The following is a 24,589-nucleotide window of genomic DNA, read 5'->3' on the forward strand; positions in this document are numbered from 1 at the left end:
ACCGCCGTTGGGCGGACAGAAGGAGTGTTTTGTGACCAAGACCATGCAGATGCCGGCTGAGGAGACGACCGCGGCGCGGCGGCTGGCCGAGATGTTCACCGAAGAGACGCTGGACTCGTTGATTAAGGATGCGGTGAAGACCGGGACCCCGATCGACGGCGCGGACGGTTTGCTGAACCAGCTGACTAAGGCCGTGCTGGAGCGGGCGCTGAATGCGGAGCTAACCCACCATCTGGGCTATGAGGCCGGCGATCGAAGAAGACCCGCCGGACGCGGATCGGGGAAATTCGCGCAACGGCACCACGCCGAAAACGGTGACCACCGTCAACGGCCCGGTGCAGATCGATGCGCCGCGTGATCGCAACGGCTCGTTTGAGCCGGCGATTGTGCCGAAGAAGACCCGCCGGCTCAACAACATCAATTCGGTGGTGTTGTCGCTGTATTCACGGGGAATGACCACCCGCGATATCGAAGCCCACCTGCAGGAGGTCTATGGGGCGTCGGTGTCGCGGGAGTTGATCTCCAATATCACCGAGGTGGTGGTCGATGAGATCAAGGCCTGGCAGGCCCGCCCGCTCGATGAGGTCTACCCGATCCTCTACATCGATGGGCTGCGGCTGCGGATCGGCGACAACGGGGTCATCACCACCAAGGTCGCCTATTTGGCCATTGGCGTGGATCTGGAGGGCCGCAAACACGCCTTGGGCTGCTGGATCCAGGACTCCGAGGGGGCGAAGTTCTGGCAGAAGGTCGTCATCGACCTGCGCAACCGCGGGGTGCGCGACATCCTCATCGCCTGCTGCGACGGGCTGACCGGTCTGCCTGATGCGATCCGCTCGATCTATCCCGATACCGTGGTGCAGACCTGCGTCGTGCACGTCATTAGGAATGCGATGCGCTTCGTGTCTTATAAGGACCGCAAGAAGGTCGCCACCGCGATGCGGGCGATCTACAGTGCGCCGACCGTCGATGGAGCCGAACTCGCACTCAAGGAGTTCGACCAGCAATTCGGCGCCCAATATCCGGGTGCAATTGACGTGTGGCACAACGCCTGGGGGGAATTCGTTCCGTTCCTGGACTATCGAGCCTGTCACGATTTCTGTGTAAGTCAGAGGTGATTTGACTACGAGTTGTATTCTAGCACAATGGGATTCGCCCAGGGAATAGTCTGGCGAGTGTGTTGAGCGCCACAGTCCAGTTGTGCGTTCCAGTACCCGAATAGCCTCCTTCTCGCTGGAGATGTTGCGCAGCCCGAGGTACAGCAACTTCATCGCGGCGTCCTTGTCCGTGAAATGACCACGGTTCTTGGTGATCTTGCGCAACTGGAAGTTGATCGACTCGATCGCATTGGTGGTGTAGACGATCTTGCGCAACTCCACCGGATAGTCCAGGAACGGAACGAATTCCCCCCAGGCGTTGTGCCACACGTCAATTGCACCCGGATATTGGGCGCCGAATTGCTGGTCGAACTCCTTGAGTGCGAGTTCGGCTCCATCGACGGTCGGCGCACTGTAGATCGCCCGCATCGCGGTGGCGACCTTCTTGCGGTCCTTATAAGACACGAAGCGCATCGCATTCCTAATGACGTGCACGACGCAGGTCTGCACCACGGTATCGGGATAGATCGAGCGGATCGCATCAGGCAGACCGGTCAGCCCGTCGCAGCAGGCGATGAGGATGTCGCGCACCCCGCGGTTGCGCAGGTCGATGACGACCTTCTGCCAGAACTTCGCCCCCTCGGAGTCCTGGATCCAGCAGCCCAAGGCGTGTTTGCGGCCCTCCAGATCCACGCCAATGGCCAAATAGGCGACCTTGGTGGTGATGACCCCGTTGTCGCCGATCCGCAGCCGCAGCCCATCGATGTAGAGGATCGGGTAGACCTCATCGAGCGGGCGGGCCTGCCAGGCCTTGATCTCATCGACCACCACCTCGGTGATATTGGAGATCAACTCCCGCGACACCGACGCCCCATAGACCTCCTGCAGGTGGGCTTCGATATCGCGGGTGGTCATTCCCCGTGAATACAGCGACAACACCACCGAATTGATGTTGTTGAGCCGGCGGGTCTTCTTCGGCACAATCGCCGGCTCAAACGAGCCGTTGCGATCACGCGGCGCATCGATCTGCACCGGGCCGTTGACGGTGGTCACCGTTTTCGGCGTGGTGCCGTTGCGCGAATTTCCCGATCCGCGTCCGGCCGGATCGCCGGCCTCATAGCCCAGATGGTGGGTTAGCTCCGCATTCAGCGCCCGCTCCAGCACGGCCTTAGTCAGCTGGTTCAGCAAACCGTCCGCGCCGTCGATCGGGGTCCCGGTCTTCACCGCATCCTTAATCAACGAGTCCAGCGTCTCTTCGGTGAACATCTCGGCCAGCCGCCGCGCCGCGGTCGTCTCCTCAGCCGGCATCTGCATGGTCTTGGTCACAAAACACTCCTTCTGTCCGCCCAACGGCGGTCCGATGATGGACCACCCCGGACTTACACAGATGGAATGACACGCCCGGACTATCCGGTGGAGTTGCGCAAGATCGTCTACACCACCAATGCGATCGAGTCGATCAACTTCCAGTTGCGCAAGATCACCAAGAACCGTGGTCATTTCACGGACAAGGACGCCGCGATGAAGTTGCTGTACCTCGGGCTGCGCAACATCTCCAGCGAGAGAGGAGGCTATTCGGGTACTGGAACGCACAACTGGACTGTGGCGCTCAACACACTCGCCAGACTATTCCCTGGGCGAATCCCATTGTGCTAGAATACAACTCGTAGTCAAATCACCTCTGACTTACACAGAAATCGTGACAGGCTCCAGGGCGCCGGCGACGACCGCGGCGGTCACCTCCCCCATCGAATGGCCGATCACCGCATCGGGTTCGATCCCATAGGACCGCCACAACGCGGTCAGCGCCAACTGCACCCCCACCAGCACCGGCTGAATACGCTCGATACCGGCCACCGACTCCCCACCGGCGAGCACCTCCCGCAGCGAAAAACCAGTTACCTCAACGAACACCGGCTCCAACTCGGCCACCGCCCCCGCAAACGCCGGCTCATCGGCCAACAACTTCCGACCCATCCCCGGCCACTGCGAACCCTGCCCCGAATACACAAACACCGTCCCGGCCCGACACGACCCGGCATGCGGACCCACCACACCCGGCGCCGAACGCCCCGCCGCCAACGCCGCCAACCCCGCCACCGCCTCCCGGCGATCGCGCGCAACCACCGTGGCGAACACCGGATACCGCGCCCGATGATGATTGAGCCCATGGGCCACCTGCGCCAACCCCACCCCGGCGCCGGCACCATCCATCCACTCGGCCAACACCCCAGCCGTGGCCGCCACCCGCTGCGCGGACTTGCCCGAGACCACCAACGTGCTCACCACCGGCTCGGCAGCCTCGGGCACCACGACCGGCTCGGGACCCTGCTCGAGCACCACATGGGCATTGGTCCCACCAAACCCGAACGAGGACACCCCCGCCCGCCGCGGCCGACCCGTCACCGGCCACTCCAGCGCCTCGCCGACAACCCTCAACCCCAACTGCTCGAACGGAATATGCGGATTAGGCTCGGCAAACCCCAAATTCGCCGGAATCCAACCCCGCTGCAACGCCAACACCGCCTTGACCAACCCCACAACACCCGCCGCGGCCTCGAGGTGACCGAGGTTCGATTTCACCGCTCCCACCAGGAGCGGGGCGTCTTTGGGCCGTCCGCGACCCAAGACCTTGCCGAGGGCGCGGGCCTCGATCGGGTCTCCGAGCAACGTGCCCGTGCCATGGGCTTCGACGTAGTCGACCTCACGCGCCTGCACCCCGGCATTGGCATACGCCGCCCGCAACACCGCCATCTGCGCGGCCGGATTGGGCGCCATCAACCCGTTGGAACGACCATCGGAATTGACCGCCGAACCCCGCACCAACGCCCACACCCGATCACCATCACGCAGCGCATCACCCAAACGCTTGAGCACCACCACCCCACAACCCTCACCACGGACAAAACCATCCGCAGCCGCATCAAAGGCATGACACTGCCCCGACGCCGACAACGCCTCGGCCGCATCGAAACTGCGCGTGATCGCCGGCGACAACAACAAATTCACCCCCGCCGCCAACGCCACCGCCGACTCACCACTGCGCAAACTCTGACACGCCAAATGCACCGCCACCAACGACGACGAACACGCCGTATCCACCGTCACCGACGGACCCCGCAAATCCAGAAAATACGACAACCGATTCGCGATGATGCTCAACGCACCACCGGTCCCCGACCACGCATCCACCCGACTCAAATCCGACGACGCCAAATACCCGTACTCACCCGCACACGCACCCGCGAAAACCCCGGTCTGCGTTTGCCGTAACGATTCGGCGGGGATGCCGGCGTGCTCGAGGGCCTCGTGGGCCACCTCCAGCAACAACCGCTGCTGGGGATCCATCGCGGCCGCCTCGCGCGGGGAGATCTCGAAGAACTCCGCGTCGAAACCCTCGATGTCGTCCAAAAACCCACCGAAGCGCGTCGTGCCCGCCAACGCCGCCGCCGACTCCGGCGAACCGTCGTCAAACCAGCCCCACCGCCCCGCGGGCACTTCACCGACCGCCGAACGGCCCTCACCCAGCAACCGCCACAACGCCTCCGGCCCGTCCACCCCACCCGGCAGCCGGCAACCCATACCCACCACCGCGATCGGCTCATCACCACCCACCACCGCAGCCTCGGGCTCCGCGGGCAGCTCGGATTCCGGGCTGGTCAGGAATCTGGCCATCGCGTTGATGCTCGGGTGCTGCCAGAACTCGACGGGCGAGACCGGCCGGTCGGCCAACTCGGACAACTCGCCGCAGAGCACCACCGCATCCCGCGACCCGACGCCCAGATCCTTCATCGAGGCGTCGAGTTCGATGTCGTCGGGACTGCAGCCGACGTTGGTGACGAGATATTCGACCAGCCAATTCCGCAGCGCTGGCTCGTCGTGAACCGTCATGCGTCCCCGTCCAGGCGAGGGAACGCACCCTGCCGGTAATTCTGGACGCACGCCGAACGGCGGACCTTGCCGCTGGTGGTGATCGGGATGGAGCCTGGCGCGACCAGCATCAGGTCGCTCACCTGCAGGCCGTGCACCTTCGAGATCGTCGACGTGACTTCGCGTTTGACGTCGCGCACCCTGCCCCGCTCCGCCTCGGGCGACCCGCCCCGCGCCTTGTGCTCGATGATCACGACCAGCTGCTCGCTGCGCTCGTCCGCGATGGCGATCGCCGCGACGCGGCTGCGGGTGATCTCCTGCACGCTCGCCTCGATGTCGTCCGGGTAGTGGTTGCGACCGTCGACGATCAGGACGTCCTTGATGCGGCCGATAATGAACAGCTCGCCCTCGAAGATGACGCCCAGGTCTCCGCTGCGCAGCCAGCGGTCCTCGGGCGTGCCGGGCGAGGCGTTGACGAGCCGGGCGCCGAAGGTCGGCTCCGACAGCTGCGGGTTGCGCCAGTAGCCGTTGGCGACGTTGTCGCCGTGCACCCAGATCTCGCCCACCTTGCCGGCCGGGTTCTCGGTGCACGTCTCGGGATCGACGATGCGCACGGTGCACGCGCGCGGGGTGCCGTGGCTGACCAGCTCGGAACCGGCTTCCTCGACCCCGCAACGCTTTGCGTAGCCGGCCGAGAGCTTCTCGTAGTCCAGGCGGATGATCGGCGCGGGTCGGCCCGGGTTCGACGTCGTCACGTACACGGTCGCCTCGGCCAGCCCGTAGGCCGCCCGCAAACCCGTTGCGGGAAGGTTGAACTGGGCGAAGCGCTCGAGGAAGCGGGTGACCGTCGCGGGGTTGACCCGTTCGGCGCCGCTGATGAAGGTGTGCACGTCGCCCAGGTCCAGGCCCGCCATGTCGTCGTCGGACGTGCGCCGCGCCGCGAGCTCGTAGGCGAAGTTGGGGGCGGGCGTGACCGCCTTCCCGGCGCCGGCCACCAGCTTGATCCACCGGGCTGGCTTCTGCAGAAAGGCGATGGGGCTTGTCAACACCGCGTGCAATCCGAACCTGACCGGGATGAAGATGCCGAACATCAGGCCCATGTCATGGTAGAACGGCAGCCAAGACACCAGCGTGGCGTCGCGCGGCGGAATGCCGCCCTGGTCCTCGAAGTAGTCGGACATGATCTGCTCGAGGTTCGCCATGACGTTCTTGTGCGTCACCTCGACGCCGGCCGGCGCCCGTGTCGAACCCGAGGTGTATTGCAGCAGAGCAGATTTGGTCTGCTGCGTACCACCGGGCCGGCCGGCCGGCGCGCCGTAGAGGTCGAGCGCGTCGATCTCGATCACCGCCGGGGGCGGGCCGGGGAGCGCCTGGACGCAGGCGTCGACGTCGGCGGCGGCCACCGAGGTGGTCAGGATCGCCGACGGCGCACTGTCTTTCAGCGCGCTGGAAACCCGCTCGTCGTGCGCGCCCAGCATCGGCACCGACAGGGGGACGGCGATGAAACCGGCCTCCATAGCGCCGAGGACCGCAATCACGTACTCCAGGCCCTGCGGGGCGAGGATCGCGGCACGGTCACCGGGCGAGCCGCAGGATGCGAGTTCCGCGGCGACGATCTGCGCGCGCTCGTGCACCTGACGCCACGTCAGCGTCTGGGTCTGCCCGGCCGGGTCGATGTCGTAGTCGACGAACGTGTAGGCCGGCACATCCGGCTGCTGCCGCGCCTGGTCACGCAGCGCGTCGGGAATGCATGTATAGCCCAAGGCTTCACACCCTTCGGAGAGAGAGACGGTAAAGGTTGGCGTGGCCCTGCTCGAATTGCCGAACACATGCCTTGAGGTAGGTCTCGTACGCCTCCGCCTTCTCGCGGCCGGTGATCTCGACCGCCTCGTCCATGTTCGCCTGGAGTCTGTCGAGCCAGGCCGCGCACGTGCGCGCGTAGTGTTCGCGATGGTTGACCACCGACCTGACCTCGAAGAGCTTCTCGGAGGCGTGCACGATTTCGGCGAGCCTGGGCAGGTCCGACTCCGGGAAGATGTGCTGCACGATGAACAGGGTGTCTTTCAGCCCCTGCTCGTCGAGCGCGACGCTGCCCTTGCCGATGGTCTGCAACGCCATGCCCGCCCCGGGCTTGAGCGCCTCGTGGCATTTCTCGAAGAACGCCCGGTAGGCGGCGACCTTGCGCGACCGCTCCCACCCGAACTTGACGAAGTGTTCCATGGCGCCGACGCTGATCAGCGCGTCGTAGGGCTCATCGGGAACGAAGTCGGCCCAGTCCTGCACCCGCACCTGCAGGCGCGAGTCGTCGAGTTCCTCGATGTGGCGGGCCTGCGCCTCGCTCAGGGTCAGGCCCGTGACGTGTTCCACCTCGTGCGCGGCGACCAGGCGTTGCATGGCCGAGCCCCAGCCACACCCGATGTCCAGCACGCGTTTGCGCCCACGGGCACCGGCCAGCGACGCCAGGTAGTCGATCTTGCGGGTCTGCGCCGCCGACAGGGAGTCGTCGTTGGTCTGCCACAAGCCGCACGAGTACGTCATGGACTCGTCCAGCCACAGCGAGTAGAACGCGTCGCTGACGTCATAGTGGTGCTGGATTGATTCGGCGGATGCCCCCCGGTCGGTTGTCGTCGTCATGCCCACGCCCCCTTAGCTGCGATATTGCGGATTTCCTGCGATTCGGTGCCGTCGAACGACGACGTCAGGCCGGAATTTGCATTTCGGCGAACTTGTCCTGCAGGTATTGCTCGGCGCAGGCGGAGCGGCGGATCTTGCCGCTGGTGGTGATCGGGATGGAGCCGGGCGGCACCACGACCACGTCGGCGACTCGCAGGCTGTGCGACTCCGAGACGGCCGTCTTGACCCGTTGTTTGACGGTGCGGACGTCCACCGCACCGCCGCCCTCATTGCCCCTCTTCTTGAACTCGATGATCGTGACCAGTTGCTCGCGCTGGCCGTTGGGCACCGAGATCGCCGCGGCGCGCCCGGCCGTGATCTCCTGGATGGTGGCCTCGATGTCGTCGGGGTAGTGGTTGCGCCCGTCCACGATCAGCAAATCCTTGATGCGGCCGACGATGAACAACTCGTCGTCGGAGATGACCCCCAGGTCACCGGTGCGCAGCCAGGGACCCTCCGGTGTGCCCGGCGACGGGCCGGCGATCCGTCCCCCGAAAGTCCTTGCCGTCAGCTCCGGGTTGCGCCAGTAACCGCCGGCGACGTTCTCCCCGTGCACCCAGATCTCGCCGACCTTGCCGGCCGGGTTCTCCTGGCACGTCCCGGGGTCGACGATCCGCGCGGTGCAGGCACGCGAGCGGCCGTGGCCGACGAGCTCGGAGCCCCCGCCGCTCTCGTCGAGACGCTCGGCGTAGCCGCTCGACAGCTTCTCGTAGTCGAAGCGGGCCGTTACCGGGGCACGCCCCGGGGTCGACGACGCGACGTACACCATCGCCTCGGCCAGCCCGTAGGACGGCTTCAACGCGGTGCCGGGCAGGTTGAACGACGCGAAGCGTTGCGTGAAGCGCCGGATCGTCGCGGCGTGAATCCGCTCGGCACCGCTCAGGATCGTGTGCACGTTTCCGAGGTCGAGGCCGGCCATGTCCTCGTCCTTGGTCCGCCGCGCGGCCAGCTCGAACGCGAAGTTCGGTGCGGCGGAAAAAGAGTGGTGGGCAGCCAGCATCTGGATCCACCGCGACGGCTTCTGCAGGAACGCCGTCGGACTGGTCAGCACCGCGGGGAACCCCCGCAGCACGGGGGCCACCACGCCGAGCAGCAGACCCATGTCGTGGTAGAAGGGGAGCCACGACACCATCGTGATGTCCGGCGGTGGCACCTTCCCGTTGTCCTCGAAGTAGTCGTCGATCACCTGGTCGAGGTTGGCGATGACGTTGCGGTGTGTCACCACGACCGCCGCCGGTGCCCGGGTGGAGCCCGAGGTGTATTGCAGCAGTGCCACTTTCGTCTTCGGCGTCGCGCTCTCCCGGCTGGCGGCGCCGGCGCCGATGTCGAGGTCCAGGGCGTCAAGTTCGATCACGGCCGGCGCGCGGCCGGCGACGTCGCGCGCACAGGAAACGACGTCGTCGACGGAGTCCGACGTCGTCAGGATCGCCACCGGGGCGCTGTCGTTGACCGCCGCGGCAACCCGCTCGTCGTGCGTACCGAACTGCGGCACGGGCAGCGGCACCGCGATGTAGCCGGCCGCCATGGCGCCGAGAAACCCGATGATGTAGTCGAGACCCTGGGGAGCGCATATCGCGACCCGGTCCCCCGGCGATCCACAGGAGGCCAACTCCCCGGCCAGCGCCTGCACGCGCCGCTGCACCTCGGACCTCGTCAGCGTCTCCGAGTAGCCCCGCGGATCGAGTTCGTAGTCGATGAACGTGAACGCGGCCGCATCAGGCTCACGCGAGGCATTCTCGCGCAAGACGGCAGGTATGGACCAATCCCCCACTAACAACCCCCAGTAACACAGCTGTACAGATTTGCTTTTTCCCCGACCCAAAATCGAGCATACGTGGCCCATTCGGACGAAACCCCTCGGTTCCGGAGCGGTACCCCGTTCGGCCGGTATGTAATCGCGTTGCGCCGAAAGACTTTCAGCGTCACGAATGCACGAGCACAGACCTTTTTCTATGTTTGCCCGGCGCCGCAACCGCGATAGCCGGGGTCACCGTGCGGCCGTGCGCGCACCACGCGGCGCCGTTGGTACGTACGTACCGCTTTTGGCCGCGACACCGCCCCCGGAGTGCCGGAACCGGCCCTGCGGCGCGGCGCCCAGTTTACGGCGACACCAACCGGTGGCCGGCACACCCGCGCCCACCGCGGCGCTTGCCACCCACGTTGGTTTGCTGCCGCGATTTGCCCGGTCGCCGCGCCTGCGATTCCACGCCCGGGCCGCCTCCGCCCGCCCGCGGGCGCGCTCTGGCCGCCACAGCGCTCACTGTGGAGTTGCACACATCGCAAAGCCTCAGGCAAGGCACAGCAGATTCCTATATTCTTGGCGCGGGGATTAATTCAACGTTCATCCGGGGGATCTACTGACGTTGTAGTGGGTCATTTCCGTCCGGGTAGTGCTGGGCAGAGGCCGCCTCGGGTGAGCATGGCCATGGCGATGAGTGCGTCTGGGCTGTGGAATCCGTAGGCGCGTTTGGTTAATGCCCGCAGGTGGGTGTTGGTGGCTTCGGATCGGGCGTTGGACAGGCCGTGATCGAGCGTGTTCCAGATGAGGTCGCGGTAGCGGCGGATGCTGCGGGCCAGCGCGGCGAACTCGGGGATGCGTGAGTGCGACGCCCACGACAGCCAGCCGGCCAGCAGCTGCCGCCCGTGGGTGCCCTTGACCCGAAACACCTCGCGTAGTTGCTCTTTGAGCAGATACGCCCGGTAGAGGGTGCGGTTGGTGTCGGCGATCTTAGCGAGGCTGGTGCGCTGCTCGCAGGACAGGTCAGCCGGGTTCTTGCGGGTCGCCCACATGGCGTGCCGATCGGTGATCCCGGCGCGGGTCATGGTGCGTACCCGCACCTTGTCCAGTGCCTTCATGGCCCAGGCCACGACATGAAACCCATCCGAGCCTGTCACGATTTCTGTGTAAGTCAGAGGTGATTTGACTACGAGTTGTATTCTAGCACAATGGGATTCGCCCAGGGAATAGTCTGGCGAGTGTGTTGAGCGCCACAGTCCAGTTGTGCGTTCCAGTACCCGAATAGCCTCCTCTCTCGCTGGAGATGTTGCGCAGCCCGAGGTACAGCAACTTCATCGCGGCGTCCTTGTCCGTGAAATGACCACGGTTCTTGGTGATCTTGCGCAACTGGAAGTTGATCGACTCGATCGCATTGGTGGTGTAGACGATCTTGCGCAACTCCACCGGATAGTCCAGGAACGGAACGAATTCCCCCCAGGCGTTGTGCCACACGTCAATTGCACCCGGATATTGGGCGCCGAATTGCTGGTCGAACTCCTTGAGTGCGAGTTCGGCTCCATCGACGGTCGGCGCACTGTAGATCGCCCGCATCGCGGTGGCGACCTTCTTGCGGTCCTTATAAGACACGAAGCGCATCGCATTCCTAATGACGTGCACGACGCAGGTCTGCACCACGGTATCGGGATAGATCGAGCGGATCGCATCAGGCAGACCGGTCAGCCCGTCGCAGCAGGCGATGAGGATGTCGCGCACCCCGCGGTTGCGCAGGTCGATGACGACCTTCTGCCAGAACTTCGCCCCCTCGGAGTCCTGGATCCAGCAGCCCAAGGCGTGTTTGCGGCCCTCCAGATCCACGCCAATGGCCAAATAGGCGACCTTGGTGGTGATGACCCCGTTGTCGCCGATCCGCAGCCGCAGCCCATCGATGTAGAGGATCGGGTAGACCTCATCGAGCGGGCGGGCCTGCCAGGCCTTGATCTCATCGACCACCACCTCGGTGATATTGGAGATCAACTCCCGCGACACCGACGCCCCATAGACCTCCTGCAGGTGGGCTTCGATATCGCGGGTGGTCATTCCCCGTGAATACAGCGACAACACCACCGAATTGATGTTGTTGAGCCGGCGGGTCTTCTTCGGCACAATCGCCGGCTCAAACGAGCCGTTGCGATCACGCGGCGCATCGATCTGCACCGGGCCGTTGACGGTGGTCACCGTTTTCGGCGTGGTGCCGTTGCGCGAATTTCCCGATCCGCGTCCGGCCGGATCGCCGGCCTCATAACCCAGATGGTGGGTTAGCTCCGCATTCAGCGCCCGCTCCAGCACGGCCTTAGTCAGCTGGTTCAGCAAACCGTCCGCGCCGTCGATCGGGGTCCCGGTCTTCACCGCATCCTTAATCAACGAGTCCAGCGTCTCTTCGGTGAACATCTCGGCCAGCCGCCGCGCCGCGGTCGTCTCCTCAGCCGGCATCTGCATGGTCTTGGTCACAAAACACTCCTTCTGTCCGCCCAACGGCGGTCCGATGATGGACCACCCCGGACTTACACAGATGGAATGACACGCCCACCCATCCAGGCAAATCAGCGCCTGCGGCGCGCGGGCACGCACCAGGGCGTGGATCCATTCCGCCCCGTCGCAGCTGACGTGGGTGAGCAGCTTGGCCCGCTCGGCGCCGAGCTGATCGAAGAACCGGCCCAGCGTGTCCTGGTTGCGGCCCTCGCCGGCCCACACCAGCCGGCCTGTCGTGTGGTCAACCACGCACGTCAAGTAGCGATGTCCCTTGCGGTAGGCGATCTCGTCGATGCCGATCCGCGACAGTCCGGCGAGCAGGTCGTTGGTGTCGCGGCCATCGGCCACCACCCTGGTCACGATCGCCGCCACGGTGCGCCAGGCGATCTGCAGCAGCACCGTGAGCACACTCAATGCGGTGTGCGCGGCCAGCCACGCGCAGGTGTCCTCGAACGCCCAGGTGTGTTTGGCGCCCGGCCGCGCCCACGGCACATGCGCAACCACCACCCCATGCTCGCCGCATGCCACCCGCGGGGCCGCGGCCTGCAGATACGCCTTTGTGGTCCCCACATCCAGGGTCCGCCAGCGCCTGATCCCGTTCCCGTCCCGGCCCCCCGCGTCATAGCCCGGGCACCGCTTCCGGCACCGCGAGCACCGGCCCGCCTGCGACGCCTTGGGCCGCACCGAGAACACCAGAACTTCGGAGGTCTTCGGCTGCTTCCGACCCGTGGTCTCGGTCTCGATCGTCACGTCCTCGATCACCATGTTTTGGTCACCCAGACCGCTCGCCAATACCCTGGACATGCGCAACGCCGTAGCTCCTTCTCGCGGATTGAACCCTAGACAGTCCAAAACGTAAGCAGGACACGGCGTTGCGCCCAAATTCCCAGGTCAGCGAACCCACGACAACGTCACAAGAGCCCATCCGGGGGTGATGGGCCTCAGCCCCGGCACAAGGACATCTTTTCCTCGATGTCGCCCACCAGCTGCGGCAGGTGGTCGTCGAGATAGAAGTGATGGCCGGGAAACACCCGCGCACTGAACGCCGACGAGGTGCGCTCGGCCCACGGAGCGACTTTCTCCGGGGTGGCGACTTCGTCGGTATCACCCAGGAACGCGAAAATCGGACACGACACACTCGCGTCGGGCGCGCACTCGTACTTGGTGATGGCCTTGAAGCCGCGCAACGTCGGCAGAATTTTCGCCGCGAATTGCTCGTCGGCCAGAAATTCCGGGTTCACACCGGTCATTTCGCTGACCGCATCGAGCAGCCCGCGATCGGAGTCGGGAATATAGTCGTAGCCGATGCGGCCGGGCGCCGCACACGCCGAGACGAACAGCGCGGCGATGGGATTGCCCGCCGCCTCGAACCGGCACGCCACCTCGAACGCGACCAACGCCCCCATGCTGTGGCCGAAGAACGCGACCTTGTCCTCGGACCGCTCGGCCGGCGGCAGCATCCGGCAGACCTGGTCGGCCAGGTCACCGATCCCGGTGAAGGACGCGAGATCCTGCGTGCCGCGCCGTCCGGGATATTGCACCGCAACGCATTTGACGTTCGAGAACGTCTTGGCGAACGGGACGTAGTACTGCGCCGATCCGCCGGCGTGCGGGAACACGTAGAGTTTCTGCGTACCGCCACTCACGAATCCACCGTACCCGGGTCGTTCAGGTGCCCGGCAGCAACTCCCGCAGCGCCGCACGGCCCCGCTCGTCGAGCGGCAGCAACGGCGGGCGCGGATCACCGACCGGGAAGCCGAGCAGTTCCAGTCCCGCCTTGACCGTGGTGGCCAGTCCCCCGGCGACGATGAACTCCAGCAAGCCTTTCAGGTCGTCGTAGCGGGCGCGCGCCGTGTCGAGGTCACCCGCGCGCACCGCGTCGTACAGGTCGAGGCACGGCTGCGGCCGCAGATTCGGTGCGGCCGTGCACCATCCGGAGGCGCCGGCCAGCAGCGCGTCGAGCACCAGGGGGTTGCTGCCGTTGTAGAAGGGCAGCCGGCCGCCGGATAGTTCGGCGATGCGCTGCATCCGGGACAGGTCGCCGGTGGATTCCTTGACCATCGTGAGGTTTTCGATGGCCTCGAACATGGCGACCAGCAACTCGGGGCGCATGTCCACCCCGCTGGTGGCCGGGTTGTTGTAGGCCATGATCGGGATCTCGATGGCGTCACCGATGCGGCGGTAGTGTTCGACGATCTCGCGTTCGGTGAGCTTCCAGTAGGAGACGGGCAGGACCATCACCGCGGCGGCGCCGGCGCGTTGCGCGTACGCGGCGCGCCGGACGGTCTTGGCGGTCGTCACGTCCGACACGCCCACGACCACGGGCACCCGGCCGGCGACGGTGGCCAGGGTGGTGTCGACCACGCTGTCGAACTCGGGTTCCTCGAGGTACGCCAACTCACCGGTGCTGCCCAGCGGGGCGATCGCATGCACGCCGTCGGCGACCAGCTTGTCGACCAGCGCGGCCAACCGCGCCGTGTCGACTCCGGTGTCGGCGAACGGGGTCACCGGGTAGGCGATGATGCCGTGGATCACTGCCGCCCCCCCGAGGTGGTCAGCGCGTCGGGATGCCGCGAAAGCGCGCGGCGGGCGTAGTAGGCGAAGTTGGCGCGGCTGCGCTGCGGGGTCAGCGTCCAGTCGTGGGCCTCGCGGGCGAGTTGCTCGGGCAGTTGCCTGATGGTGCCGGCGGCCATGGCGGCCAGCTGCAGCTTGGCGGCGCGCTCGATCAGGATGCCCAACGAGCACGCCTCCTCGACGCTGGCCCCGGCCACCACCTGGCCGTGATGGGCCAGCAGGACCGCCTTCTTGGCGCCGAGTGCGGCGGTGATGATCTCGCCCTCCTCGTTGCCCACCGGCACGCCGGGCCAGTCGGGCAGGAACGCGCAGTCGTCGTAGAGGGGCGTGGTGTCCATGTGGGAGACGACCAGCGGTACCCCCAGCATCGACAGCGCGGCGACATGGAAGGCGTGGGTGTGCACGATGCAGTGGACGTCGGGGCGCGCGCGATAGATCCAACTGTGAAAACGGTTGGCGGGGTTGGGTATCCCGTCCCCGTCGAGGACGTTGAGGTCTTCGTCGACCAGCAGCAGGTTGTCGTCGGTGATCTCGTCGAACCCGAGCCCGAGCCGCTGGGTGTAATAGGTTCCCGCCGCTTCGGCCCGCGCGGTGATCTGGCCGGTCAGCCCCGAGTCGTGCCCGGCGTCGAACAGCGCGCGGCACGTCAGCGCCAGCTTCTGGCGGGTGGTCAACTGCGGATCGTCGACATGGGCGCTCAGCTGCTCGGCGGCCCGACGCATCAGGTCGGATTTGGAGTCGGTGAACGTACTCGCCATCTGACACAATGTATCACAATAGGAAACTTAGTGTCATGAAAGGGGCGCCGATGACGGCACTGCTGCGCGCGGTCCGCCGGGAACGCGGCCTCACCCTCGAGGGGCTCGCCGCCGCCACCGGACTGACCAAGAGCTACCTGTCCAAGGTCGAGCGCGGGCTCAGCACGCCGTCGATCGCGGTGGCGCTCAAGGTCGCGCGGGCGCTCGACGTCGACGTCGGGCGGCTGTTCTCCGGCGAGACGGCCTCCGAGAAGATCGCCATCGACCGGGCCGGGCGTCAGCCCGGCGAGCGCTATCGGGCGCTGGGGGCCGCGCTGCTCGCAAAATCGATGTCGCCCTTCGTCGTTCGCCCGGGCGAGCACGCCGCCGACGATCCACATCCCGTGCACGCGGGTCAGGAGTTCGTGTTCGTGCACTCCGGGGCCGTCGAACTCGAATACGGGGACACGACCCTCGCGCTCGGCACCGGCGACAGCGCCTACTTCGACGCGGCGATCGGCCACACCCTCCGGGCGGTGGGCGGCGAACCGGCCGAGGTCGTCGTGGTCGCTACCAGGGACGCGTCGAGCAGGTGACGCCGGTGGTGGCGTTCTGGGTCACCACGACCTTGCCGTCCACGGCGATCTCGCAGTGCAGCTGCGGGGTGGACCCGGAGCCACAGTCCGGCCAGTGACACCCGCCGCTGGCGTTGACGAACGCCCACTGGTTCGGGTTCGCCAACGTGGTCGTGTACACCAGCGGCTGGTCCGCGCTGAACGTCGCCTGCACCGTGTTCATGTACTTCGACGAGTTGTCGTCGAAGGCGGACTGGCTGGGCGGGTCGCTGTTCATGTAGCGCACCTGGCCGGTCAGGTTGCCGGTGGCGCTGACCGTGTAGGTCACCTGATGGCCGGCCGCCGGGTCCGCCTGGGAGGTCGCGGGCGTGACGGCTGCCGCGAAAGCCGCCGCGGCCACCGCCGCCCCGAATACGCTGATCGCTTCTCGCACGTTGATCATGTCGGAGACGGTACCGAATCCGTTACGGACCGCTCCGCCGAAAGCGGTGTTCACCGGTGGATATGCCCACCGTCGCCCGGCTCGGGTATGAAGCATGCATGACCGACGAATCCGGGCAGCCCCGCACCATCAGCCGCCGCAGGTTGTTGACGACGAGCGCCGTCGCGGCGGCCGGGGCCGGTGTCGGCGCGGGCGTCGGGCTGGGGGCCGGTGCGCTGTTGTGGTCGCACCCGCACGGACCCGGCGTCTGGTATCAGCCGGACCGTACCGGCGCGCCGCCGGTGTCCGGGCTGCACCTGCAGTTCGGCAGGAACGCCGGCACGGAGGTGGTGGTGTCCTGGCACACCACCGAGGCCGTCCGCAATCCGCGCGTCATGCTGGGCACGCCGGCGGCGGGCTTCGGGCGCACCGTCGCGGCCGAAACCCGCACCTACCGCGACGCCAAGTCCCACACCGAGGTGCGGGTCAACCACGCCCGCCTGACCGACCTGACCCCGGATTCCGACTACGTCTACGCGGCGGTACACGACGGCGCCGATCCGGTCACCGGGACGGTGCGGAGCGCGCCAAGGGGACGAAAGCCGTTGTGTTTCACCAGCTTCGGGGACCAGTCGACTCCGGCGCTGGACAAGTTGGCCGACGGCGGCTACGGGACGGACAACATCGGTTCGCCGGCGGCGGCCGACACCACGCTGGCGATCGAACGGGTCGGGCCGTTGTTCAACCTGGTCAACGGCGACCTGTGCTACGCCAACCTCGCCCGCGACCGTATCCGCACCTGGTCGAACTGGTTCGAGAACAACACCCGCTCCGCCCGCTACCGGCCGTGGATGCCCGCGGCGGGCAACCACGAGAACGAGTTGGGCAACGGGCCGATCGGCTACGCCGCCTACCAGACGTACTTCGCGGTGCCCGAGTCGGGCGCCACCGGGGAACTGCGCGGCCTGTGGTACTCGTTCACCGCGGGCTCGGTGCGGGTGATCAGCCTGAGCAACGACGACGTGTGCTTCCAGGACGGCGGCAACTCCTACGTGCACGGCTACTCGGGTGGCGAGCAGAAGCGCTGGCTCGCAAGCGAATTGGCCGCCGCACGAAGCGACCCGGACGTCGACTGGGTGGTGGTGTGCATGCACCAGACCGCGATCTCGACCGCCGACCACACCAACGGCGCCGACCTGGGCATCCGCGAGCAGTGGCTGCCGCTGTTCGACCAGTACGGGGTCGACCTGGTGGTGTGCGGCCACGAGCATCACTACGAACGGTCGCACCCGGTGCGCGGCACGCTCGGCACCGACACCCGCACGCCCAAGCCGGTCGAAACCGGCGACGGGGTGATCGACGCGACCAAGGGCACGGTGCACGTCGTCATCGGCGGGGGCGGCACCTCGCTTCCGTCCAACGGGATGTTCTTCCCCGACCGGCGGTGCCGGGTGGTGACGGGCGTCGGCCCGTTCGATCCCGCGATCGGGCGCAAGGCGCCGATCTATGTGACCGAAGAGGCGCCGTGGTCGGCGTTTCGCGACCGCGACTACCCGCACGGCTTCGCGGCCTTCCAGGTCGACCCGGGCCGTCCCGGCGGCAATACCTCGATCAAGGCGACGCATTACGCGCTGAGCGGGCCGTTCGGCGCGATGACCGTCGTCGACGAGTTCACCCTCACCAAGCCCCGCGGCGACGGGACTTAGAACAGGGTCGGCTGCACCGGCGCCGCCACCGCCTCGGGTGCGCGGGGAAACGGACGATCGTCGCCTCCGAGCCCATGCTTGACGATCAGCGCGGCGGCGCGCTCCCGCAGCGCCGTCCGATAGCCCGCCGACAGGTAGGCGCCGCGCCGGTACAGGTCGCGGTACGGCCCGACCAGGCCGGGATGGGTGCTCGCCAGCCAGGACATGAACCAGCCGCGGGTGGAGCCGCGCAGGTGCAGGCCGAAGACGCTCACGCCGGTGGCGCCGGCCGCCGCGATCCGGCCGAGCAGCCCGTCGAGATGCTCGACGGAGTCGGTCAGATGCGGCAGCACCGGGGCGACCATCACGTGGCAGTCCAGCCCGGCGTCGCGGATCGCGGTGATCAGGCCCAGCCGCGCCTGCGGCGTCGGCGTGCCCGGCTCGACCTGCCGGTGCAGCTCGGCATCGCCGACGGCGAGCGACACCGCGACGGACACCGGCACCTGGGCGGCCGCCGCGGCGAGCAGCGGCAGGTCGCGGCGCAGCAGCGTGCCCTTGGTCAGGATCGACAGCGGCGTGCCCGACCCGGCGAGCGCCGCGATGATGCCCGGCATGAGCGCGTAGCGGCCCTCGGCCCGCTGATAGGGGTCGGTGTTGGTGCCCAGCGCCACCGTCTCGCGCCGCCACGACGGCCGGCGCAGCTCGCGGCGCAGCACCTCGGCGACGTTGGTCTTGACCACCACCTGGGTGTCGAAGTCGGCGCCGGGATCGAAGTCGAGGTATTCGTGGGTGGGACGGGCGAAGCAATACCTGCAGGCGTGCGAGCAGCCGCGGTAGCCGTTGACGGTGTAGCGGAACGGCAGCGTCGCCGCGCCGGGAACCTTGTTCAGCGCCGACTTGCACAGCACCTCGTGGAACGTGATGCCCTCGAACTGCGGGTGCCGCACGCTGCGTAGCAGTCCGATCCGCTGCAGCCCGGGCAGCGCCCCGTCGTCGACGGGCGCCCCGTTGACCGCGACGGCCTGACCGGACCAGCGCACGCCACTATTCGAACACAAGTTCGAATAGTGGGTCAAGGGCGCCCCGACGGGCCGCGAGCAAGCGGCGAAAGATTGGCCGTCTCCGCGCTGACATAGGCCTGCGCACTGAACGCCTGATAAGTCTGGCCATGCCCGGAGAACAACGTCACAATCGCCGCCGACACCTCGTCCTCAGCCGCAGCCGGGATCCCCGTCGTCGGCGCCGCCACCGCCGCACCCGCCGCGCTCAGCGCCGACCCGACCCGCGTCAAATCCGACGCCGCCGTCGCCACCGCATCCGGCGCCACCGACATAAAAGACATTGCCCAGCCTCCTCAAGCAGCACCTACCGCGCCTCAAAGGCTCACTGCGGCAGAACTATTCAGACCGATGCCGGCCACCCGAAACCGACTAAATTCAAGTCCAATGGTCAGGCCCGAATCGAAGATCGCCGTAGGCCAAAAGTCACTGCTGCGCATATCCAATTACCGAATTCTGTAACCTGCACAGCTTCGACACGTGGTAGTCGTCTCAGTTACGGATAGGTGTTAATTCCCGGCGCTGCGTGGTTTGCGTCTGACTTCGCCGCAGAGATCGGGGTGAGAAATTACCCAAGGGTGGGAGTCTTCTCGGGTGATCCGAGAGGAGCGATCCATGCCCGAGTCGAACGAGTCCGGCCGTCGGCGGCCGATGAAGCTGTCGGCGGAGACGAAGTGGGAGATCTTCCTGCAGGTCACTGCCGGGGAGATCAGCCAGGCCGAGGCCGCGCGCAGGTGGGCCGTCGACGTGTCAACGGTGATCGGGATACGCCGCACAGTCAAAGACGCCGCACTGGCCGCCCTGGCCCGCAAGCCGGGGCGTCCTGGCCGGCAACGCGATTGGCAATTGGAGGCGGCACGATCCGAGATCGCGCAGTTGACCGAGGCGGTCAAGGCGCAGGCTATCGAGCTGGCGGTTGTGCGGGGAAAATCCGGCTGGGGCTGAGCGGACCGGTGCCGGCGCGGGTCCCCGCCGAGGCGAAGGAGCTGGTCCTCAAGACGGTCGACGAGGCGGTCGCAGCCGGGTTCTCCCATAGCTGGGCGTGTGCGCTGTGGCAGGTCTCCGATTCGCGGGTGCACCGGTGGCGGGCGCGGCGCCGCGACACTGGCACCCTGGTCGACTGCGCCCCGGGCGGGCACCCGATACACGGTTTGCTGCCCGAGGAAGTGGCCGCGATCCTCGACCTGGTCGAGCAGTGGGGTCCGATCGACCGGTCGCATCGCAAGCTGGCCCACCGCGGCTCCTACCAGCAGCTGGTGTGGGTGGCGCCGGCCACCCTGCGCCGGGTGCTCATCACCCACGGGCTGAGCCTGCCGGCACCTCAACCACGGCGCCGGTCGGAGAAAAAGCCCTGGCCGGACTGGCTGGTGTGGGCGCCCAACCGGATTTGGATCTGGGACGCGACCCACTTCACCCGGGCTCGCCGCGTCGTCTTCGCCATCGTCGATATGGTGTCACGCAAGTGGATCGACACCCTGGTCAGCGTCGAGGAGACCACCACCCAGGTGCAGGTGGTCTTCGAACACGCCCTCGAAATCGAGGACCTGTTGGATTTGCTGACCGACGAGCGCCTCGACCTCGACGCGGACGATCCGCGCCGCCCGATCCTACTGGCGGTTTCCGACAACGGGCCGCCGATGACCGCCCACGACACCCGCGCTTTCATGGCCCTGATGGCCATCGTCCAACACCATGGTCGCCCCGGCGTGCCACAAGACCAAGCGTGGATCGAATCGTTCTTCGGCCACATCAAGTGCGAGTGGCCGCACCTGGAGGCCATCACCGACCCGGCGCTGCTGGAAACCGAACTCGCAAGGGTGCGAACCGAATACAATTGCGTCAGGCTCCACGAAGCGATTGGCTATGTGACCCCCGACGACGAGCACGCCGGCCGTGGAGAGGCTATCCGCCAGGCCCGTCGTGACGGCCTCGACCGAGCACGCCAACGCCGCCTGGACTACCATCGTCGAACCAGCACCAACCCCACCGGGGAGACGCCATGCATTGGGTAATTTCCCGCGCGATCTCTGCGGTTAAGTCAGAAACACCTCATGCGACCGTGGGACATGGAGACACGAAGCCACGCGTCACGCCAGCGGCCCGACTAAACCTGGATACACCGATTCGGTAGGGGTTTTATGTGAGTTGTAACGCCGAAATGCCCTGTCGTGGTGGGAGAATGGGATTTCTCAAGGATCACATTCGGCCAGAACGAAGGGCATCTCGTAGATGCAACGATCTCACACTCGACCAGTAGCGTCCGCGATCTTCGACGACCCCAATCTGGTGTCCTGCGCGGGCCTGGTCCCGATGATGGCGTTGGCCCAGCAGTGCGACCTGGCGACCTTGGCGGATGAGCACCTCAGCGTGCCCACCGACACGGGCGCCAACGCCGGAGCGAAGGTCACCTCGCTGGTCGCGGGCATGATGGGCCGGCGCCGACAGCATCGATGACATGGCATTGCTGCGGCACGGGGCGATGGGCAGCCTGTTCGACCGGCCCGACGCGCCGTCGACGCTGGGGTCGTTCCTGCGGGAATTCACTTTCGGGCACGTCCGCCAACTCGACGCCGTTGCCGCCCGGCTGTTGACTGGACTGCACGGCCGCACCCCGCTGGTCGCCGGGATCGACGGCCCGGTGCTCGTCGACATCGACGACACCATCATCGAAGTGCACGGACCCGGCAAGCAGGGATCCGGTTACCGATACTCCGGGGTCCGGGGTTTGAACGCGCTGATCGCTACGGTCACCACCGAACACCCCGCGCCGGTGATCGTTGGCCAGCGGCTGCGCAAGGGCGCCTGCGGGTCCCCACGCGGAGCTGCCCGGATGGTCTCCGACGCCCTGGCCACCGCGCGCCGGCTGCGGTCGACCGGGTCGACCGGAAAGGTATCGCTGCGGGCAGACTCCGCGTTCTACCGACACCCCACCGTGTCGGCGGCGATCCGCCCATCGAGTACACCGACGCCATCTACGACGAAACCACCGGCAGAGGGAACTCGCGCGCCGAGGTCGCCGAGATCGCGTTCACCGCGTTCAGTTCCAAGAAGGCCAGTAAGCAGGTCCCGGGCCGGTTGGTGGTGCGCCGCATCCCCGACCTCAACCACCGCAGCCGCGACGGGCAAGCCACGCTGTTTGACACCTGGCGCTTCCACGCGTTCTTCACCACCAGCGCCCTGGCCACTGTCACCGCCGACAAGACCCACCGCGGTCACGCGATCATCGAACAGGTCCACGCCGACCTCAAAGACTCCGCCCTGGCGCATCTACACTCGGGGCGATTCGCCGCCAACGCCGCCTGGCTGGTGCTGGCGGTGATGGCGTTCAACCTCACCCGCGCCGCAGCCACCATCGCCGGGCCCCGATTGGCCAGGGCCCGCACCGCCACCATCCGCCGCACGCTGATCACGGTGCCGGCGCGGATCGCGTCCTCGGCCCGCCGCCTGACCCTGCACCCACCGCAGGGCTGGCCATGGAAATCAGCGTGGAACACCCTGTTCGACAGCCTGTTTCGCCGAAACACACCGATCATCGCCTAACCCACGCGCTCCCACCGACCCTCAACGCGAAAGACCAAGTGGAACAACCCGACACCGAGGTCGGGCGATCACACACGTCCAACACCGCAGCACACCCAGTTCAAGACGCACAACCGAAATCGACTTCAGACCGATAGCCCATCGGTGGATTGAGGCTAAACGGCGCGCAACCCCGAAAGCACCTCGTCGACAACCGAATCCGTCGCCACCGGCACCTGCTCGCCGGTCGTCAGGTCCTTCACCCCGACCGTGCCGGCCTCCAGGTCACGGTCGCCGGCGACCAGCGCAAAACGCGCACCGGAACGGTCGGCGGCGCGCATCGCGCCCTTGAGCCCCCGGTCGCCGTAGGCCATGTCGACGCGCACACCGCGGGCGCGCAGCCGTGCCGCCAGCACCGCCAGCCGCAACTTGGCGGCCTCGCTCAACGGCACTCCGAACACGTCGCAGCGCGTCGTCTCCCCCGCGCTCTTGCCCTCGGCGCGCAGCGCCAGCAGGGTCCGGTCGACACCGAGCCCGAAGCCGATGCCGGACAGATCCTGGCCGCCGAGCCGGTGCATCAGGCCGTCGTAGCGGCCGCCACCGCCGATGCCCGACTGCGCGCCCAGGCCGTCGTGCACGAACTCGAACGTGGTCTTGGTGTAGTAGTCCAGCCCGCGCACCATGCGCGGGTTGATGACGTAGGGCACCCCGAGGGCGTCCAGGTGGGCCAGCACGGTGTCGAAGTGGGCCTTGGCGACGTCGGACAGATGGTCCAGTAGTACCGGGGCGTCGGCCGTCATCGCCTTCACCTCGGGCCGTTTGTCGTCGAGCACGCGCAGCGGGTTGATCTCGGCGCGCCGGCGGGTGTCCTCGTCGAGATCGAGCCCGAACAGGAACTCCTGCAACAGCTCCCGGTACTGCGGGCGGCAGGTCTCATCGCCCAGTGAGGTGATCTCCAGCCGGAACCCGTCGAGCCCCAGCGCGCGGAAGCCGGCGTCGGCGACCGCGATCACCTCGGCGTCCAGCGCCGGGTCGTCGACCCCGATCGCCTCCACGCCGACCTGCTGCAGTTGCCGGTAGCGCCCGGCCTGCGGGCGCTCATAGCGGAAGAACGGTCCGCCGTAACAGAGCTTGACCGGCAGCGCGCCGCGGTCCAGACCGTGCTCGATCACCGCGCGCACCACCCCGGCGGTCCCCTCGGGCCGCAGCGTCACCGAGCGGTCACCCCGGTCGGCGAAGGTGTACATCTCCTTGGACACCACGTCGGTGGACTCCCCGACGCCGCGCGCGAACAGGGCGGTGTCCTCGAAGATGGGCAGCTCGATGTCGCCGTACCCGGCCCGGCGGGCGGCGCCGAGCAGGCCGGAGCGCACGGCCACGAACTGCGCCGACTCCGGCGGGAGATAGTCCGGCACCCCCTTGGGCGCCGAGAACGCCGTAAATTCCGTCACGGGCTCAGGCCCTCGATGAAGGGATTGTGCCGGCGTTCGGCGCCGATGGTGGTGGCGTTGCCGTGCCCGGGCAGCACCACCGTCTTGTCGTCGAGCACCAGCAGCTTGCCGGCGATGGAGGTCAGCAGGTCGCGGCCGCTGCCGCCGTGCAGGTCGGTGCGGCCCACGGAGCGCTCGAACAGCGTGTCGCCGGTGAACACCACGTCGGCATCGGCGTCGCCCGCCTGCGGGACCCGAAAGACGACCGAGCCGCGGGTGTGTCCGGGCGTGTGATCGACGTTGACGCTGACACCGCCCAGATCGAGCTTGTCGCCGTCGCGGTCCAGCTCGACCACCTGCCTGGGCTCGCGGAAGAAGGCCCCCGCGACCACCTGCGCCAGCCGCGGCCCCAGGCCGTAGATCGGGTCCTTGAGCATGAACCGGTCCTCGGGATGGATGTAGGTCGGGCAACCGAAGGTGTCGGAAACCTTCTGCGCCGACCACATGTGGTCGATGTGCCCGTGGGTGAGCAGCACCGCCGACGGCGTCAGCCGATGCTTGTCGAGGATGCGGCGCAGCGGGCCCATCGCACGCTGCCCCGGATCGACGATGACGGCATCGCTTCCGGGCCGCTCGGCCAGGACGTAGCAGTTGCACTGCAACATCCCGGCGGGAAATCCGGTGATCAACACGGTTCCCAGTTT

The 24,589-nt window shown here is 66.9% G+C and carries 17 protein-coding genes and 6 pseudogenes; 7 read left to right on the forward strand and 16 right to left on the reverse strand.

Translation table 11 applies throughout. The features are described from left to right. Nucleotides 1-82 precede the first annotated feature (82 nt). Nucleotides 83-1,082, forward strand: a pseudogene (locus AB8998_RS18705) (IS256 family transposase); the annotation flags it as partial. Nucleotides 1,083-1,137: 55 nt separating this feature from the next. Here the strand turns inward: AB8998_RS18705 and AB8998_RS18710 are convergent. Further along, a pseudogene (locus AB8998_RS18710) lies at nucleotides 1,138-2,372 on the reverse strand (IS256 family transposase). 132 nt (nucleotides 2,373-2,504) lie between these two features. Here AB8998_RS18710 and AB8998_RS18715 point away from each other — a divergent pair. Further along, nucleotides 2,505-2,753, forward strand: a pseudogene (locus AB8998_RS18715) (transposase); the annotation flags it as partial. A gap of 48 nt (nucleotides 2,754-2,801) precedes the next feature. Here AB8998_RS18715 and AB8998_RS18720 read toward each other — a convergent pair. The 10 genes and pseudogenes from AB8998_RS18720 to AB8998_RS18765 form a co-directional block, all read right to left on the reverse strand. Then, a pseudogene (locus tag AB8998_RS18720) lies at nucleotides 2,802-4,988 on the reverse strand (type I polyketide synthase); the annotation flags it as partial. Next, nucleotides 4,985-6,730 (reverse strand): AMP-binding protein, encoded by a 1,746-nt coding sequence (locus AB8998_RS18725; RefSeq protein WP_369739241.1) that lies wholly within the window; start codon nucleotides 6,728-6,730, stop codon nucleotides 4,985-4,987. The pseudogene AB8998_RS18720 and the gene AB8998_RS18725, both read right to left, overlap by 4 nt. 4 nt (nucleotides 6,731-6,734) lie before the next feature. Next, complete coding sequence (locus AB8998_RS18730) at nucleotides 6,735-7,601, reverse strand: class I SAM-dependent methyltransferase (protein ID WP_369739242.1); 867 nt, start codon at nucleotides 7,599-7,601, stop codon at nucleotides 6,735-6,737. Between the two features lie 64 nt (nucleotides 7,602-7,665). Next, nucleotides 7,666-9,417, reverse strand: a complete 1,752-nt coding sequence (locus AB8998_RS18735) for an AMP-binding protein (protein ID WP_369739244.1) — start codon at nucleotides 9,415-9,417, stop codon at nucleotides 7,666-7,668. A 596-nt stretch (nucleotides 9,418-10,013) separates the two neighbouring features. Then, on the reverse strand, nucleotides 10,014-10,661 hold the full coding sequence (locus tag AB8998_RS18740; protein ID WP_369741650.1) for a transposase: 648 nt from the start codon (nucleotides 10,659-10,661) through the stop codon (nucleotides 10,014-10,016). Then, complete coding sequence (locus AB8998_RS18745; RefSeq protein WP_369741377.1) at nucleotides 10,579-11,814, reverse strand: IS256 family transposase; 1,236 nt, start codon at nucleotides 11,812-11,814, stop codon at nucleotides 10,579-10,581. Before AB8998_RS18745 ends, AB8998_RS18740 begins: the two co-directional genes overlap by 83 nt. Nucleotides 11,815-11,958: 144 nt before the next feature. Next, nucleotides 11,959-12,690: pseudogene (locus AB8998_RS18750) on the reverse strand (transposase); the annotation flags it as partial. A 137-nt stretch (nucleotides 12,691-12,827) separates the two neighbouring features. After that, a complete protein-coding gene (locus AB8998_RS18755) occupies nucleotides 12,828-13,532 on the reverse strand; it encodes a thioesterase II family protein (protein ID WP_369739245.1) in 705 nt (234 codons plus the stop codon). Nucleotides 13,533-13,554: 22 nt separating this feature from the next. Next, the gene (locus AB8998_RS18760) at nucleotides 13,555-14,421 is read right to left on the reverse strand and encodes a dihydrodipicolinate synthase family protein (RefSeq protein ID WP_369739247.1); all 867 of its coding nucleotides are present in this window, start codon (nucleotides 14,419-14,421) and stop codon (nucleotides 13,555-13,557) included. After that, entirely contained in the window at nucleotides 14,418-15,218 is an 801-nt protein-coding gene (locus AB8998_RS18765) for an aldolase (protein ID WP_369739248.1), read from the reverse strand. The genes AB8998_RS18760 and AB8998_RS18765 overlap by 4 nt, the downstream gene beginning before the upstream one ends. A 50-nt stretch (nucleotides 15,219-15,268) precedes the next feature. Here AB8998_RS18765 and AB8998_RS18770 point away from each other — a divergent pair, with 50 nt between their 5' ends. Next, the gene (locus tag AB8998_RS18770; RefSeq protein WP_369739249.1) at nucleotides 15,269-15,793 is read left to right on the forward strand and encodes a helix-turn-helix domain-containing protein; all 525 of its coding nucleotides are present in this window, start codon (nucleotides 15,269-15,271) and stop codon (nucleotides 15,791-15,793) included. Here the strand turns inward: AB8998_RS18770 and AB8998_RS18775 are convergent. Further along, nucleotides 15,768-16,214 carry a hypothetical protein gene (locus AB8998_RS18775; protein WP_369739250.1) on the reverse strand — a complete coding sequence of 149 codons (447 nt, stop codon included), beginning with the start codon at nucleotides 16,212-16,214 and terminating at the stop codon, nucleotides 15,768-15,770. The two genes, AB8998_RS18770 and AB8998_RS18775, sit on opposite strands and share 26 nt — an antisense overlap. Before the next feature lie 98 nt (nucleotides 16,215-16,312). On the opposite strand from AB8998_RS18775, the gene AB8998_RS18780 reads away from it, so the two are divergent. Then, a complete protein-coding gene (locus tag AB8998_RS18780; RefSeq protein ID WP_369739251.1) occupies nucleotides 16,313-17,899 on the forward strand; it encodes a purple acid phosphatase family protein in 1,587 nt (528 codons plus the stop codon). On the opposite strand, the gene AB8998_RS18785 is transcribed toward AB8998_RS18780, so the two are convergent. After that, complete coding sequence (locus AB8998_RS18785; RefSeq protein ID WP_369739252.1) at nucleotides 17,896-18,918, reverse strand: Rv2578c family radical SAM protein; 1,023 nt, start codon at nucleotides 18,916-18,918, stop codon at nucleotides 17,896-17,898. The genes AB8998_RS18780 and AB8998_RS18785 overlap by 4 nt on opposite strands. 32 nt (nucleotides 18,919-18,950) lie before the next feature. After that, nucleotides 18,951-19,220, reverse strand: coding sequence for a PE family protein (locus tag AB8998_RS18790; RefSeq protein WP_369739253.1), 270 nt, complete (start codon nucleotides 19,218-19,220; stop codon nucleotides 18,951-18,953). Nucleotides 19,221-19,551: 331 nt separating this feature from the next. Here AB8998_RS18790 and AB8998_RS18795 point away from each other — a divergent pair, with 331 nt between their 5' ends. The 3 genes and pseudogenes from AB8998_RS18795 to AB8998_RS18805 all read left to right on the forward strand — a co-directional run bounded on the left by AB8998_RS18795 (nucleotide 19,552) and on the right by AB8998_RS18805 (nucleotide 22,476). Then, complete coding sequence (locus AB8998_RS18795; protein ID WP_369739254.1) at nucleotides 19,552-19,881, forward strand: hypothetical protein; 330 nt, start codon at nucleotides 19,552-19,554, stop codon at nucleotides 19,879-19,881. Nucleotides 19,882-19,889: 8 nt separating this feature from the next. Then, the gene (locus tag AB8998_RS18800) at nucleotides 19,890-20,948 is read left to right on the forward strand and encodes a transposase (RefSeq protein ID WP_369739255.1); all 1,059 of its coding nucleotides are present in this window, start codon (nucleotides 19,890-19,892) and stop codon (nucleotides 20,946-20,948) included. A gap of 217 nt (nucleotides 20,949-21,165) precedes the next feature. Further along, nucleotides 21,166-22,476: pseudogene (locus AB8998_RS18805) on the forward strand (IS1380 family transposase). Between the two features lie 155 nt (nucleotides 22,477-22,631). Here the strand turns inward: AB8998_RS18805 and hisS are convergent. Together hisS and AB8998_RS18815 are read right to left on the reverse strand one after the other, a co-directional pair. Continuing rightward, a complete protein-coding gene (hisS, locus tag AB8998_RS18810; RefSeq protein ID WP_369739256.1) occupies nucleotides 22,632-23,906 on the reverse strand; it encodes a histidine--tRNA ligase in 1,275 nt (424 codons plus the stop codon). After that, entirely contained in the window at nucleotides 23,903-24,577 is a 675-nt protein-coding gene (locus AB8998_RS18815) for an MBL fold metallo-hydrolase (RefSeq protein ID WP_369739257.1), read from the reverse strand. Before AB8998_RS18815 ends, hisS begins: the two co-directional genes overlap by 4 nt. Between the last annotated feature and the right edge of the window lie 12 nt (nucleotides 24,578-24,589).

It is taken from the genome of Mycobacterium sp. HUMS_12744610 (assembly GCF_041206865.1).
GTDB classification, from domain to species: Bacteria; Actinomycetota; Actinomycetes; order Mycobacteriales; family Mycobacteriaceae; genus Mycobacterium; species Mycobacterium servetii.